The sequence below is a fragment of the Aureispira sp. CCB-QB1 genome, assembly GCF_000724545.1.
Lineage (GTDB): Bacteria > Bacteroidota > Bacteroidia > Chitinophagales > Saprospiraceae > Aureispira.
In genome coordinates this window covers 65,818-81,209 of sequence record NZ_JHBV01000046.1, presented here as the reverse complement: position 1 = coordinate 81,209, position 15,392 = coordinate 65,818, and the positions used below count along the sequence as shown (strand labels likewise).

General features: G+C 33.6%; 14 protein-coding genes. 2 read left to right on the top strand and 12 right to left on the bottom strand.

The annotated features are described in order from the left end of the window. Positions 1-27 precede the first annotated feature (27 nt). Both CG11_RS25000 and CG11_RS24995 read left to right on the top strand, forming a co-directional pair. Positions 28-414 (top strand): hypothetical protein, encoded by a 387-nt coding sequence (locus CG11_RS25000; protein ID WP_052599700.1) that lies wholly within the window; start codon positions 28-30, stop codon positions 412-414. Positions 415-780: 366 nt separating this feature from the next. Next, a complete protein-coding gene (locus tag CG11_RS24995; protein ID WP_052599699.1) occupies positions 781-1,278 on the top strand; it encodes a lipocalin family protein in 498 nt (165 codons plus the stop codon). Between the two features lie 254 nt (positions 1,279-1,532). Here CG11_RS24995 and CG11_RS24990 read toward each other — a convergent pair whose 3' ends face one another. The 12 genes from CG11_RS24990 to CG11_RS24935 form a co-directional block, all read right to left on the bottom strand. Further along, positions 1,533-2,141, bottom strand: a complete 609-nt coding sequence (locus tag CG11_RS24990; RefSeq protein ID WP_052599698.1) for a MarC family protein — start codon at positions 2,139-2,141, stop codon at positions 1,533-1,535. A gap of 12 nt (positions 2,142-2,153) precedes the next feature. After that, positions 2,154-2,663, bottom strand: a complete 510-nt coding sequence (locus CG11_RS24985; RefSeq protein ID WP_052599697.1) for a DUF3124 domain-containing protein — start codon at positions 2,661-2,663, stop codon at positions 2,154-2,156. 292 nt (positions 2,664-2,955) lie between these two features. Continuing rightward, a complete protein-coding gene (locus CG11_RS24980) occupies positions 2,956-3,657 on the bottom strand; it encodes a DUF2306 domain-containing protein (protein WP_081909647.1) in 702 nt (233 codons plus the stop codon). Continuing rightward, complete coding sequence (locus CG11_RS24975) at positions 3,605-5,200, bottom strand: YARHG domain-containing protein (protein ID WP_052599695.1); 1,596 nt, start codon at positions 5,198-5,200, stop codon at positions 3,605-3,607. The genes CG11_RS24980 and CG11_RS24975 overlap by 53 nt, the downstream gene beginning before the upstream one ends. Positions 5,201-5,615: 415 nt before the next feature. Continuing rightward, positions 5,616-6,323 (bottom strand): hypothetical protein, encoded by a 708-nt coding sequence (locus CG11_RS24970; protein ID WP_052599694.1) that lies wholly within the window; start codon positions 6,321-6,323, stop codon positions 5,616-5,618. A 474-nt stretch (positions 6,324-6,797) separates the two neighbouring features. After that, positions 6,798-7,952, bottom strand: a complete 1,155-nt coding sequence (locus CG11_RS24965; protein WP_052599693.1) for a hypothetical protein — start codon at positions 7,950-7,952, stop codon at positions 6,798-6,800. Between the two features lie 9 nt (positions 7,953-7,961). Beyond that, positions 7,962-8,738 carry a hypothetical protein gene (locus tag CG11_RS24960; RefSeq protein WP_052599692.1) on the bottom strand — a complete coding sequence of 259 codons (777 nt, stop codon included), beginning with the start codon at positions 8,736-8,738 and terminating at the stop codon, positions 7,962-7,964. Between the two features lie 461 nt (positions 8,739-9,199). Then, complete coding sequence (locus CG11_RS24955; RefSeq protein WP_052599691.1) at positions 9,200-10,342, bottom strand: hypothetical protein; 1,143 nt, start codon at positions 10,340-10,342, stop codon at positions 9,200-9,202. 281 nt (positions 10,343-10,623) lie between these two features. Next, positions 10,624-11,772, bottom strand: coding sequence for a C1 family peptidase (locus tag CG11_RS24950; protein WP_052599690.1), 1,149 nt, complete (start codon positions 11,770-11,772; stop codon positions 10,624-10,626). 35 nt (positions 11,773-11,807) lie between these two features. After that, positions 11,808-13,241, bottom strand: a complete 1,434-nt coding sequence (locus tag CG11_RS24945; protein ID WP_052599689.1) for a hypothetical protein — start codon at positions 13,239-13,241, stop codon at positions 11,808-11,810. A 168-nt stretch (positions 13,242-13,409) separates the two neighbouring features. After that, on the bottom strand, positions 13,410-13,898 hold the full coding sequence (locus tag CG11_RS24940; RefSeq protein ID WP_052599688.1) for a hypothetical protein: 489 nt from the start codon (positions 13,896-13,898) through the stop codon (positions 13,410-13,412). A gap of 64 nt (positions 13,899-13,962) precedes the next feature. Continuing rightward, positions 13,963-15,390 (bottom strand): hypothetical protein, encoded by a 1,428-nt coding sequence (locus CG11_RS24935; protein WP_052599687.1) that lies wholly within the window; start codon positions 15,388-15,390, stop codon positions 13,963-13,965. Between the last annotated feature and the right edge of the window lie 2 nt (positions 15,391-15,392).

The following is a 15,392-nucleotide window of genomic DNA, read 5'->3' as shown; positions in this document are numbered from 1 at the left end:
CTTTTGTTGCTCAATTAAAATAATTTTATGAAATCTATACTTGTTTTTACTAGTGTAATTTTATTGTTAGTTGCTTGCAAGGCAACAAATAAAGCAGCTTCCTCAAAAAAAGGACTGAATACAGAATGGTTTTATGGTCTCTGGAAAGTAACCGCTTTTCGGTTTCATGATGGAAGAGTTATGCCTGGACCATATATGGGAAATCCTCAATATGCTTTTGATAAGGAAGGAAAACGAACGAAAACTTTGAATGAAGAACCTGCTCCTCCACCAGAAATTGTAGACTATATTTTAGGACAGGATAGTATGATCTCTTATCCCAATAATAATTTTCCACCCATGAAGGTGGTTCATTTGTCGCAAGATTCAATGATATTGAGCAATGATAAGTTGAGTTGGTATTTGCATAAGTAATCATTTAAGTAAGTGGACAGAAAAAAGTATAGTTAAAAATGTAATTGTTTTGCCTATAAATTTTTATGAACGATTACTTAATAACTTCTATTTCAGGTCAATAATTCAGAGCTTTCTTTATCTACTTCTAAAAAATAGCAAGCAATCTTTTAGAAGTAGTAGGCTGAATAATTAGTTTTTATATCTAGTTGGTTTTAGTTTATTTGGTTGTTAATCAGTGTTTTGTGGGTTTTTTCTGTTGCTGCTGAATGAAGATGAAATTAAATTTTAAGATTTTGGTATAAAAATAGAATAGAGTTACTATAAAATACCTATTCGGTGTTCTAAAACAAGGAAACAGTTGTTTCAAAACGAAAATTTAATGTTATGCAAAGAACTTTTAATCTAAGTATGTTAATTAGTATAATGCTGTTGTTGTTAGGTGCTCAACAAGCATTTTCTCAGGATCAAGATGACAAAAAAGCAGCTAAAACAATTGCTAAAGTAGGCAAGTGGGAATGCAAGAAACTCCAAAAAGATGGCCGTGAAATCAATATCAAGGGGATTGCAGGAATTGTAACGATGGAGTTTCGGATTCGAAAAGATATGAAAACAGAAAAATTTACAGATGCAAAAGGGAACGAGAAGAAAAAAAAGGTAAAAGAGGTGATTAATGTCTTTAAAATGGAAATGGGGGGGAACGACCGTATTTTTAATTATAATGTCAAAAATGATTCTGTGCAGTTTGTTGGTGTGAATGGGTGGAACGATTATAGAATTGTACGTGTAGAAAAAGATGAGATGGTTTTGGAGCATAATTTAGACAACAGTATCTATCGTTGGACAATGATTCCTTCGCCCAAGGACAAGCCCAAAAAGAAATAACTTCTTGTAGTTATAGAATTAGCTCGTGAGATCGCAAGCTTAGTTACCAAAAAGATAAAAAAGGATTTATATTAGTTTAGCTGCGCTGCTACTTCGTGAGCGCTGCGCAGTTGATAATTAAATTTTTAATACAAAACACAATAAAGCTATAACTTGTTGATTATAAAATTGATAAAGTTTTTTGACGACCATGTAGTAGCAGCGCAGTTAACTATTGATAGAATAGGAATGAGTCCAAAAAATGGACTCATTTTTTATTTAAAAAAGAAGTGTTTGATGCCTGTTAAAATACTTTGTACAGCATAAGCTGCTAGAATTAGTCCCATGATTTTACTAATAACAATAATCCCATAGTTACCAATTTTTTCCTGCACAGCATTAGCTGCCAGTAATATCAGACCTGTTAGCGCAATAACAATTAGAACAATCAGGGTGGTCACAGCTTGTTGTTGAATGCTATAAAGGTGATTGTCTGTCATTAGAACTACAGCCATGATTGCCCCAGGAGAAGCAATGGAAGGCATTGCTACGGGAAATATAGTAACATGATTATAATCTGTTATTCGATTGATTTCTTCCTCAGGTTTGCTGTCTCCAAAAATCATACTGAGCGCAAACAGAAACAAAATTACACCTCCTGATATTTGAAAAGCATCCAAAGAAACTTCCATTCCTTCTAGAATTAATTGTCCTATTATAATAAAAAACAATAAGATACAAAAGGCAATTCCTGCAGCACGAATTGCAATTTTTTGTTGTTGGACTTTATCAAAGTTTTTAGTAGCTTCTAAATAAACAGGAACAGAACCGAGGGGATCAATAACGGCAATCAAAAAGAAAAAGGTCGTGATAAATTCAGACATATTAATGCTATTTTATTTTATTCGTTTTGCTTGAGTTGAAAAAGACAAACCTTGTTGCCCTTTGGTTGAATTCATGATTCCCTCAAATAAAGGTTCAGGACAGCCCAAAGGTATTTTCCACTCAAATAAAAAATTAGAACCAGTTCCACCACTTACATCTGTTAAGTCTATGATGATTTCTGTTGTTTCCATAGGTGATAAGAACACAGGTTGATCAAAATAAGTTCTAATTAATGCTCCATATGTGTCGTAATAAGAAGCACTCAGTAAATAAATAGTATCTGTGTCACTAGTATTTCGCAAACTAACCATAGCTGTTAAGTTCGTCACTCGCTTATCGTCTGCACTGTATATTTGAGAATAAATAGAAAGATAGGATTTCCCATATTCTAACGAATCTATCTGTTGGATGTCAATAAATTTTTCAGACCAGTTTTGTGTAGGAAGTGAACTCGGGTGATCTTCTTCATGGCAAGAACTAGCAAACGTGATGATAAGTAGAAAATATAAATATTTTTTCATTGTAAGAATTATTATTTAGCAGATGGTATTATCTTATTGCAGTATTTGTTGTTGTTTGTTAATGTTTTAGATTTTTAGTTGGTGTTGGTTGACCTGAGATAGGGTAGACGCTTGCTAAAAATACTTTTTTATTAGAATAGTAGCTCGTTGCTTTTTACTTTTTTAACAAAAAGATGAATAGTATGCCATTCTGTTAGAGTATTTTGTAGGTACTAAGTAAAGCAATCTCATGCAATGTTAAACGCTTGATTATCTTTAGGGCTACTTTGGATCTTTTTTGTAGGAGGTCAACCTAAGAAGCATTATTGGTAGGTTTTATTTTCTTCTTAATATTTGCCCATATCCAATACTCAACAATAATTAGATTAGGAACCCAACTAAACCACGCAACCCAAGTATAACTATTTAGGTTGTACCAATTGAATAAATACCCCAAGAAGAAGGTATACCAACGTAAGGTAATAGCAGATAAGGTTAAAGCGTAACTGCGTAACATAAATGCTCGATGTTGGAGGATATTTTTCTTGCGAATATACATCCAAGCTTGCCAAGTGAATAACCACCATAAAAAAGATAAAGCAAAAAAACAACTGTTAATCAGCCAACCTCCACGTGCATAGAATGCCATGATTAAGGCGGAAGGAGCTGAAATAAATAAAATAAGTCCTACATAAGCTTTCCCCATTCTACGATGCCATTGTATAGCATTGGTTTGAATCCAACGGCTAAAACCCAAGCCACCAATAACCAAAATACAGCCACTAGTTACAATATGACCATACAAAGCAGGTAGATAAATAGAATAATGTATTTGTTTAGTTTTTAAGAAAGTAGAAGGGGTCGTGTAAGGAGAAAAGTGCTTGAGGCTACCAACTGTAATCACAACAGCCATCGATAAAATGAACAGTAGCCCAATACCTTTTCCAATATTTTTGAGAACATTAGCCAGCAGCGACAAATACCCCATAGGTGGTATTGATGAATTCAGCTTCATGTCCTTCCATTTTTTTCTTTTGGTTGAGAATAGCACGAATATTGTGTTTTTCTATTTCACTTAATTGATCGTCTACATTTTTAAATTGTGGGGTATACCATGCTTGTTTTGCAAAATAATCTTGCCATTTTTTCTTTGTAAAAATGTAACCATGCGCCGCATAAATTTCATTGCGCATCACATCCAAGTCGTCAATAGTAAGGTGCTCTAAGTTCGCAAAATTTAGATAATCATCTTCTTTTACAGTTGCTCGTTCTTCCTCGGTGAGGTCACGAGAAAAGCAGCCTTTAAAATAAAAATCTGTAATTTTAAGTATTCTAGTAAAGGGATACAGACCTTTGACGTCAATAGAACTAATTTTTCCATTGGCACTAATATGATGATAAGTATAAGTTGTCATCATCGTATAAGTTGGGTGGTGAGCTGCCTTAATCATCATTACTTCTAAGGTATTATCATCAATAAAACGGAAACGAATATCGGGAGAACAAGGACCTTGTATACCATAATGTTCTATACTCAGCACATCTATTTTTTCCATTTTTTCATTGACGGTAATAATATCGTTACGTTCTTCATAATAACCGCGAGGGGCGGCTATATACTGTTTAAAAGCACTAATAACGGTTTGATTATTGCCTGTTTTTCGAGCAGTTTCGATGGTTGCCGTTGTTTCGCCATTGCCAGGACCATTCCTTACAAACGGACTCCATTCTGTTCTAAATTCAGGAACCAATCCTAATTGGTAGAGGTAGGATGGAAGAACTAACAAGGCTTCTTGTTGCACACGGCTATCTTTTTGAAACGTTCTTTGTGTTTTAAAAATTGGAATTAATGTCTCTGAGTTGGAATCAAAAGACCAATTGGTTAAAAGGTTAGCCACTGATTGTGCTTTGAAAAGGGCTTTGTTGTAATGAGACATAGTATCTAGTGAGACTTCGCCAGAAGTCCTAAGCCAACCAAATTGATCCCCTTTTCTAACTTGAACCCAAGCATTTTTAACATTGTTACAAGGATAAATGCCGTCAAACTCTGCTTTTAGTAATTCATTGCCAACAATGTCATAAGCTCCTAGTTTGCCATCCAATTCCACTTCCATAAGATTGGGGGCAACACCACCCATGTTGTAGATTTTATCATATTTTATTGGGATAATCGTTTCGTTCAATTCATTGACCAAACCTACTTTATAAGAGCCTTTGGGAGCTGCATTTTGATTTGAATCCCTCCAATTGTCTTCCTTCCAATCCCCCGTAGCAACAATAAAATACAGTTGGTTGTTGATGAACATGGTGTAAGGAATGTGTTGGTGAAATGCTCCAAATTGTTTTTCAAAAGCAGCTGTACGGGCAGCAATCGTCTTTAAATTGATGTTAGATCGTTGTGTTTCTACCAACTTGATGGTAGGAGCAGTATTTTCTTTAGAAAATTGTATACTATCTGCACTTGTTGTTTGAAAGGGGGCTTCTTGACTAGTTTCAGTACTAGCACATTGATAAAAATAGAAGCTTATCAATAGAAGTAGTGGCCATAAATTTTTCATAGTGGATGTTTGTCTTATTTTGTCAAAAGAAAGAGACGATAATTTTTCTGAACAACCACTTGTTCTATGCTTAAAAACAAAAATAGAAGCGTAAAGACATTACTTTTAGAGATAAAAAAAACATTGATAGTATCAAATTTATTATTTGGCAATTTTGCGTACAAAAAAGATAAAATAAGTGATTTTAACCGCAAAAAGTCTTTTTTTTGTAAGTAAACTATATTTTATAAAATAGTTTTTGGAAATTTATAAAACATTTCCTACTTTCGAGCTAAGGTTATAAAACATTAATTGTGGTTCTATAAAGAGAACAACAAAAGAACAATTAAGGTTTTAAAATTTAATTGATTGATTTTTGGTGATTAAAAGGTTTGTTAAATGAAAATTTGGCAAACCTTTCTTTTTTTTCAATAACTTATCGTCTTTGTTTTTTTAGCTTTTTACTGCTTCCTTCTTCTCGAATAAATTTTCCATCAGAAATAAATTCTACGCTATTTAAGTAATGATAGGCCGCATTCGTAGCAAAGGCTGTTGTAATGATAATTTTGTTGGCTTTGGGATTTTCGATAGGAATGGTTAATTCTCGTTGATCAAATTCAATGGTGATGGATTGAATTGCTTTATTCTTATTGTATTTATAAAATCGAGGAGGGTCACTATTTTTGAGGCTATCTCTTATCTCCGTAGAAGCAGCCATCATTAATTTTTGGCGTTCTTCTAGCATTTTTAGACCTGCTTCTCCATCCATTTCCAATGTAGCCGTTTCGTCTTCATTAACAAAAATACTAGAGATAGAGGTAGGGCTTTGTCCCTTTTGTTTTCCTTGAATGATGACGTGCAAATTGTTGATTTGAGGATCTTCAACTTCTTCTACAACATAATCTGTTAGCTGATGATCACTGGTTAGAACTACTCGACCGCTTCCAAGAGGTCGCCACTTGCCTTGAGTAATGCAGTTGGTCCATTCTTTATTGTAGGTATAAAAAAAGACACCATCTCGTCGCAAGTTTAATTCAATGGTTTCTTTTGATGATTTGTCTTCATATTTATAAATTCCTGTTTGAGCAAAACTGTTGTAGGAAAATAAAATTAAGATTATGAAAAGTAGATGTGAGGTTTTCATATTGTGTTAATTTTTAATTCAAGATAGTGAAATTTAGGGATAATTTAAATCTATAAAAAAATGATTGCCATTTGCTGTAAATACTTCGCTTCGTGGGTCTTTTAGTTCTTACAAAAAAATATACAAAGTATTAATAAATAGTATTCTTAGTGTTATTCTAACAAACTATTTTTTGTGAATATGATAGCAAAAGTTCTATTTGTGTGGGTTAGAACAGGTTGTTTTATAAAAATAAATTGAAATGATTCTTACAAAGTAAAAGCGTCGATCGTAGCAAATGATAAATTGATTCGTAGATCAGATGAATCAATAGTTCGTTGAAAAACTTTATTAGTTTGATAATCAATAAGTTATAGTTTTACTGTGTTTTATGTTAAGAATTTGATTATCAAACTAATATAAATGTGCTTTTTTATCTTTTTGGTAAAAAATTAAAAAATCAACGAACTACTAATGAATAGTATAGTACTGAAATTATGCCAAATTTTGCACATTTTTACGAATACTAGATAAATTAATCCATATAAACAAGATACAAAAAAGTAACCCAACTCCCCAAACAATTGGGTGCAAACCAAAACTTAGGTTGTATCCTTGTTCTGTTATCAAAGCCGATATGAAATATTTGGTTGGAATTAATATTGCAAAAACCAATACAACGACAATACCAAATAATTGGAGTAGATTTTGAGCTAATGTTTTGGTGATTTGCTGGTCTTTGTATCCCAATTGAAGCAGTAATTGAATATCGTGACTAGCTTGAGCAATAAGTACTTGAAAGTTTAAGATAAAGACCAACATCGCCAAACCAACAATAGTCATTCCTATGGCAACTAAAAGGAAAACAAGCATAAATAGCGTTGTTTTGAGTTCACCTCCGATAAGACCACCTCTAGAAATTTCATAGCCTTTTTCTTCTAAAAATTCCTCTAGGGCAACGCTATAGGGGTTGTCTGTAGAGGCAATGATTTGTGTAGGCAGTTTTGCTTCTTTTGCTTCTCCAAATTTTTTGTTGCTATATTCCATGAACGATTGGGGCACTAAAATAGAGTTGACATTGGGTGTAAAACCACAAACATAGCCATCAAAAGATTCTTGTATCCCATTGCCCATTATTGTAATTTTGAAGTCAACCATACTAATCGTACTTGCCGAGAATTTGGGCAATCCTTGGCTTGGGGCAAATCCAAAGTTGTATAAGGCTAAGTAGTCACTGGATAGGACGATTGGAATTCGATTTCCTGGTTGCCATTGAAACAAGGTACTGTCTACACTTAGAAATTCTTGTGGCAACGACTGAAAAAATAGAAGTGTCCTAAAGCCCATTTTTTGGCTAGATAAGGACACTTTATATTCATTAGACTCAAAAGCATCGACTTGATTAAAAAAAGGTTGCTGGCTAATTTCTTGAAATTCAGCTGAAGAAAACTCTAGTGGTTTTCCATAGTGTTTCTCAAAAGCTTTATTAATGACCAAAAAATTATCATCTTTTGCTCCTTTGGTCAAAATTTGCACATCTAAATAAACTTGTAGTGCAAAAAGCAACAAAAATAGACCTATAAAAATGCCTATTGATGCACCAATAGTTTGCCAGCGGCTTTTGCCTTTCCAAAGTACTTGATTGAGCATAGCGTATGATTATAAGTATCTACGGCGAACCAGTTTTACAAAATCTTTAGCAATTGGTTTTTTCACTTTTTTCATCCAATTGTACGTATCTGCTAATTCAGATTCAATATACAAACGTGCGCTGTCAAAATCTTTTTCGTCGTTTAGTACTTTTATGGCAGCTTGAAATTTAGCAACATCTCCACCGAACAATTCATTAATGTATAGAAATTTTTCGTTAAGCCCTAATGCTTTATTTAAATCACTAAGAGGAGTGGCACTTAGTTTCTGAGATAAATCAGTTGCTTCTTTAAAGATAAATAATTCTTCATAATCCTCATTAAAGGCAGTACTTGTTGTGCTGTCTTTAGGGGTTTCTACTTGTTTTTCTGCCTTTGGAGTCTCTTGCTCAACAGCAGGTTTTGTTTCTGTAGGCGTTGTTTCTTTTGGTTGCTCAACAATAGGTTCTTCTTTAACTGTTGATTTAGGAGATTTGTTGGGCGTTACTTCATTCCCCGTTTTTTCGGTTGTTGGGCTAGGATCTGCTGTATTGAAAACCAACTTAGGGCGTTTTTTGGCTTCTTTTTCTCTTGTTTTTTGGGTAGGAGTAGTTGTTTTATGAACTTCTTGTGTACTAGTTGTTGCTACTTTTGCGGTTGCTTCATCAAAACAAGCGTCGTATAGTTCTCGAATAGAAGCTATTAAAGCATCATGATCTACTCTAGAAATAATTTCCTGATTAGCATTTAAGTAGTCATAAAAACGATTGACTTTTTCTAGTTTTTGTTTTACGTTTTGCAAATTCATAAAATGGTATCAATACGGTTTGTGAATCAAATTTTTTGAAAGATAAGTTTTTTCAATTAAAAATCGAGTATAAGCCTCAAAAGGTTCTTTTAATTTACCATTAATTATATACAGTTGTTGGACAAATAAAGTTCAATAACGACTTTTAAAATGCCAAAAGTCTCTTGCTGTGGAGGGCAAGAGACGGTAAAGAAAATGTATTTGTTGCTTGGTATTTAAATTTATATAATATTTTGCTTGTTTTTACATTACTCCGTTGAAAAATCGTATTAGTTTGATTATCAGTAAGATATGCTTTTGTTAGTCTTTATGCTAAAAGGCTGGTAATCAAACTAATGCAAGATGCTTTTTTACGTTTTTCGTAGGAAAACTAAAAAATCAACGGAGTATTATTTTATTGAAAAAGAGATAATTCAGTGGCATTATTAGAATAGCAGTAATGGTAATGAATCGTTAAATCCTTAAAAAGAATAATATTTAAGAGTAGATAAGCGGACCTTAACTTTATGACCAGCCCAAGCATCTTTAAATTGTATAAATAGTGTAATAAAATTAGCTTCTCTATCGTACTCAAATAAATTTGCCTTTTCACCATATCGATCTCTAGGCAAGCCTTCCATATAACCTATTTTCTTGATAATTTTAGCTTTATTAAAATCCTTGATGTCTAGAGTTTTTCCCGATAAGACTCCTATTTTACAAATTTCCCGATATTTTTTTAGAGTAGTTTGGATCTCAATTCTACCTATTTGGAGATAGAATTTCGAATTCCCTTTTGGAATAGGCAAATGGGTTAAATAGACAGAGTTACTGTTGATTGCTTTTAGCCCTGAATTGAATTCTAGAACGGATGCCTCTCTTATAAAAACTCTATTTCCTAGTTCAATTACATTATTCGTGAAATCTACTTCTAACCCCTCTTTTTCATATGCAAAATAGATAATAATGGGTGTTCGATAAATAACTCTTATTGGTGTTTGATTCTTAAAAGTCAATTTAGAAATAGAAACGCTTCTTATTGCGTCATTTTTTATAGTAAATGTAAAATTTACTTCTTGATTTGCATATATTTTAAAATTTTCAATCGAGCTACTATTTTCAACTTCTTCATCTAGGGCAAACTCTTTTATTTCTGCATAGTTTTCTATTGAGTAAGGTATATATTTAAAAGAGACTTGGACTTTCTTGTCGTAAGTATCCAAGAGTTTGAAATGAACGTGTAATCCAGGAGTGCTTTCAATCTTGGGGCTATTCTTAGAACAATTTAAAATTGCTTCAGCGACTTTTTCGTTCAAATTTAAAATAAATTCTGATTTTTCTTTTTCAAACTTTTTAAGAAACATTTTGTCTGTCGCTAGTTGTTTTTGATATGTTTTGGTTTGTTGTCGCGTAGATGAACCAGAACTATCTCCTGAGAATACCGGTAATCCTATATCTAGACTTGTAGCAAATGTTTGCAAATCGGTAATAGAGCTAAATTCTCCTTTCAAGAGAATAGTTCTAATTGATTTATAATAGGACTCTTTGCTTTCGGCTTCCACCATATCGTGAAAAGCAGTCCCTAAGCCAATTTGGTTTATAAGTTCTTTACAAAAATTACTCATAATTACTGAATTTAGTAATCTGCTAATTTTTATATAAAAAGAAGTAGCTCGTTATGAAGTACAAAATAAAAGAGTTCGCCTAGGTGATAGAGCCTTTTGTACTTGGTTTATCATAATAGTTATGAATAGTATAGTATATGAGAGCTATTAAGACAGTTTTAGCAGATTAAAATTAAAAAATAAAGATTTTAGTTTTTGGTGAGTCGTCTTTTTTTGCATCAAAAACGGCTTTGCCTGAATTGATCTTGCTGATAATGGGGAATTGGTGTATGTAGAATGACTTAGAACGTTAATGCACTCCAACAATACTTTTTCATATACAAATAGGGAATAATACCATAACCAGCACCATAATAACTATCAGGAGCCCAAGTCGTACCCCAGCTATTTCTAACAATAAAATAACCACCTCCTTCAAATGTAGAGTCATCTTGATAACCTACTAAAGTCATTGCATGACCTGAAATTTCTTCATCCCCATTTATAGGCAATGTAATTCTGCCTGTTCGGCGTGTTTCAGTTGATCTATACCAACTCTTGTAGACTGGAATAGAAAAGGGAATAATTCGATTGGTATTTAGTATTTGTTTCAGAGTTAAGATGTCTTGACCATTTACAAATGCATAAGTGTTTGTAAAGTTTCTTGCATTACTTTGTGCATTCGATGGTTTTCCATATTGTTGAATACAAGGAGCATTAGGGTTGTACGACCATATTTGTTCTTCGCATTGTCCTTTGTGTGCAATGATATGCATAGCTGAAGATAGCCATGCAGCGCACTCATTATCTGACTCAAGGGCTTTTGTTTCAAAAAATAGATGCTGTTCTGAAAGGTCATATTTTCTACCAGTTTGCATATAGTAGGAAAGTTCATTGGCAACTGTAACAGCAAAGGCTGTGCAAGTGCCTCTTTGATTTCCTTGATCTTGGATTGGATTTAGGTAATGAATGTGATTGACAGCATTTGCTAGGGTAAAATCAGTGTTATTAAGACGGTCAATTGAATGCATCTTTACCTGAACATCTACGGTATTCTCCCGATCCTCGTAAATAGGAACTTTTAGTTTATTATCGTTAAAATTTTCAAAGTTTTGAGGTCGCTTAGCACCTAGTTTATAATCAATGGAGCCAAGACCGCTTAATTTTTCTAAATTATAGCTAGGAATGATACGCTCACAAATAGTTTCAATTGTTTTTAACTGAGTATTGTCCTTCAATTGAAGGGTGCTGATTAATTGTTGTTCTATCGCTTTATTCTTGACTAGAGCATACAACTGTTCCCAATCGTAAATAGCATGTTCTTGTAAGATCTTAACTGTTTGCTCAAAGGGGTTTTCGGATGTAAATACTTCATCTGGACTGTTAGTTTCGTACAATTCCTTAGATATAGAGGTGTTAATTCTAGCGCCATTGAAAATAGATTTCTCCATGATATATGATGTTTATCAAATTAAAGATTATTAAATTAAAAATTGTATTGAAGCCCCACATAGAAATTAGGAGGCCAAGAAAAATTGTATTGATAATCCTTTTCCAAATCGTCAGAACCAGTTATTGGATCTCCTGGGCGAAGTGTGTTTAATTCTTTTACCCAAGAGAGAGCAATGCCTCCAGATATAGCGATTCGTCTTACGTTATTGATATTACTTCTTATGCCAAGACCAGCCATCAGTGTTGGAACCTCCGTGTTTACTCCTAAACCTATTTGGAAGAAAGGGTGTAAAGGAGAGTTTTCTATAACGTAATTGAAATTAAGCATGGTAGATATATTGATGTTACCTACATGGTTTCTAATAGAATCTCCCACATACATTTGGTTGTTCACAGAGTCGAATTTTGTTCCATAAGAAATAAAAGAGAAAGAGGTATAAGCTAGCCCAATAGAGACCTCAGGAATGAAGCGTTGAAATTTTCTGAATCTTTGAGTACGTTTGAGTACTTCTTGGGGGGAGGTGCTGACAATCTCGCCTTTATCAGACAATACATAGCCACTTTTTTGAATGGTGATGGTATGGACAGATACCTTACCTTTTTTTATAGGAACTGAGGCTATATGGAGGCTCCATTCCAATCCAGGACTCCAGTCTCCATCCACTTGCATGGCTTTGTCATAGGTGTCTTTAACGAGCTCGTAGGCTTTGTTAAGATTGTCAAATCTTTTCTTCTGCTCATAAAAAATAGTTTTTAGATTATCTAAAATAGATTTGAAAATGAAGGCTGTTGCATAGTCGTGAGGAGGAGCACAACCATGGGTTAACATTGTGTCTTTTACAGAGAAGAGGGTTAGCGTTTCCTCTATACTTGAGAAATGGTTGTTGATTTCATTAAGGCTATCTTTTAGCTCGTTTAATGTTCTTTCTGTATGTGTTGGATTGGCAAAATCTATGGCTTTCAGAAGGGTAAAAACATGGTTTATTTTTGCTTTTTTATTGTTTTCTAAGCGTTTTTTGATACTTAATAAAGTATTTTTTATGACTTTTTCAGAAGGGCATGGGTGAGGAGCTCCCCCGCCCGCAGCCATAGGTATCAAAGAAGGCAGATCCTCTAAAATAGTTGCTAACGCCTTTTCTGCTGCTGCATTGATAGGATCTAGAATGATTTCATTTTGTGTTGTCACACTGTAATTTAAGGGGTTGAGTGGGCGTATGTATAGGTTAAGACCATTCTCAGAAACCAAAAAAATGGTACTGTCTTCTAGGGGCTTAGGCGAAAAAGGATTTTGGGGATCGTTTAGGCTTTTATTGACCTGATATTTCAATTGTTGGTTGGCTAAATCAAATTTTAAAAAGAGGTTTTCTAGTTTTTTTATTCTAATACCATTTTCTAAAACGTCTTTTGCCTTTTGGGCATAAGAGAAACTAGAGATTAGTACAAGAAATAGAATCGTGATTGTTTTCATTTTTATTGAATTTTAGTTGATAATTGGATATAGGGAGGGCTAGCCACGTTTTTGTCATTATCAAAAAGTAGCAGTTTACTGGTCGAGAAATAGGTGTTGGAAAATTAGAAGGAGATTAGGAATAGCCCTAGGCCATTCCTAATCTGAAAAAGTTGTATGGGTAGTAGCTTAAGTGCGTTTCATGTACTTTATTTCTATTGTAGTTTCATTATTACTATTGGTAGTGGTTTTTAAGAATATTCGCTGTTTTTGCATCAGATAGATTTGATTGAATTTTGGTTCTGATGTCAATGCTCGAATGTCATCTACACCAATAATACCCAGCATGAATTTGTTTGAATTAGCAATATCAATATAAGGGCTATCTAGATCTTTTAATTTGAGTTGGGTAGTAGCATCAGCGAAACCACCTTTGATGTCTCCATCATAATCAATAGTGTTAAAGAGTATTTTAGAATATACTGGAGCATTGTCAAAGTCATTGCTATTGGCAATGCTTAATTCCCCTTGCAGAATACCAGTATTTTTGTGTTTATAAATGGTTAGTTCAAGACCTTCACTTAGCAAGAGTTCTGTGTTCTTAGAAGCATCTTTAAAGTGCAAAGTTAGTTTTTTAGTACTGTTTTTGTAAGTAACTTTTTGAGGATAATCGCTCATGATTCAAAGTTTTATGATTAAATGCTTACTCTATTTTGGCTTTTCAGCAATCGCCATTGTTATTTTATCTTTCAAGGCAGTTTGTAAAACAATTTAAAGAGCCATACTGTCGAGCAAAAGGAAGGTAACTTTGCTCAAGTAGAGCGACCTCAAAGCCCAAGCTTTCCCATACATATTTACTTTCAAGGTCATATTTTTTTAGATGTGTCCAATCTCCATATTTTATAGGATGGTTGGTTCTGAGACATTGTTGGATATTTCTACTCAAATTAGATGACATTTCTTTTTTAGAAAAATCAGATGCACTACTTCCATAAGCTGGGAGCCAGACTTTTTTAGAAGTTTTTTGTTGGGGAGTCTCCTCAATATGTTCTACCAAACAATTGTTATAAGAAGCCCAAAACCATTCTCTTTTAAGACAAGCTGAGCCTACTTTGTCATTGTATGTCAGTATCAAAGGAATAGAAACTATATTTAGATTTACCTTCAATTCCTGTACAAAACTAGTTTTAAGGTTTTCTATACAAGAGCAAAGAGAAGCTTGCATTTGTGTGATCCAACCATTCAAAAACAAGTAAAATTCATGATCCAATTGCTCTAGAGCTTCTACTCCAAGTCTGGGGTGACCAACTACTATTGTATAGCTTGTTTTGTCTTTGTTAAATCCAGCTAAGGTTAAAAACATGTCCAAATGATAAATGGGCTGTTTTCTAATATCAGATAAAAGTGGAAACTTGTTTTCAAAGGTATCTTTTGAGGTATGATATTCCTCATGAGGAGGAGGTACACAAGACTTGACAAAAATAGTTTTGATTCCAAACCAGTTCTCATAAACCTTTTTACAATCTACCTTACAATCTTCAGGGTGAATGTCATTGGCTCCAACCAACATAAAACCGTCTCCAACCAATAGGTTCCCCCCTTCAAATGGAAGCCCTGTTTGCTTTAGTTTGAAATTTGGAAGTAAATTGGATTCAGCAGTAGACTGAGCAAGTCTTTTTAAGGAAAATAAATAATTGCTATCTATATTTCCTATCATACCATAAGTAGTGACAGAAGATGTTCTTTCATTTATGAGTTTTAAAGGATAAAAGTGGTCTTGTGCCCAAGTGGACAAGTCAGCATCTGTAGCCGCTCTTCCTCTCTGATTTTTTATCAATTTTAAGGCTACTCTGGGATGATTTTTTAGCCACAGTTTAAAAGTTGGATCTAAATCAAGTTCTGTTCCTCTATGTACTACAATAAATTGTACCTCTGGCAGTTTTTGGATTAGCTCTCTTAGAATTGGAAAGAAATTGAATTTGCTTTTTAGCTTTTTATCTTTAGGTAGTACCAACAGTAGCGACTTTATTTTTCCCTTGGAAGAAGGAATGGGAGCCTGCTGTGTTCCTTCTTCAAAAGGTGGGTCAATAGGGAGATTAATAATTTTATCATTAGAATATATCTTCTTTTGATCATTAAGAGGATAAGGCAATATTTTTAGTTTCAACATAA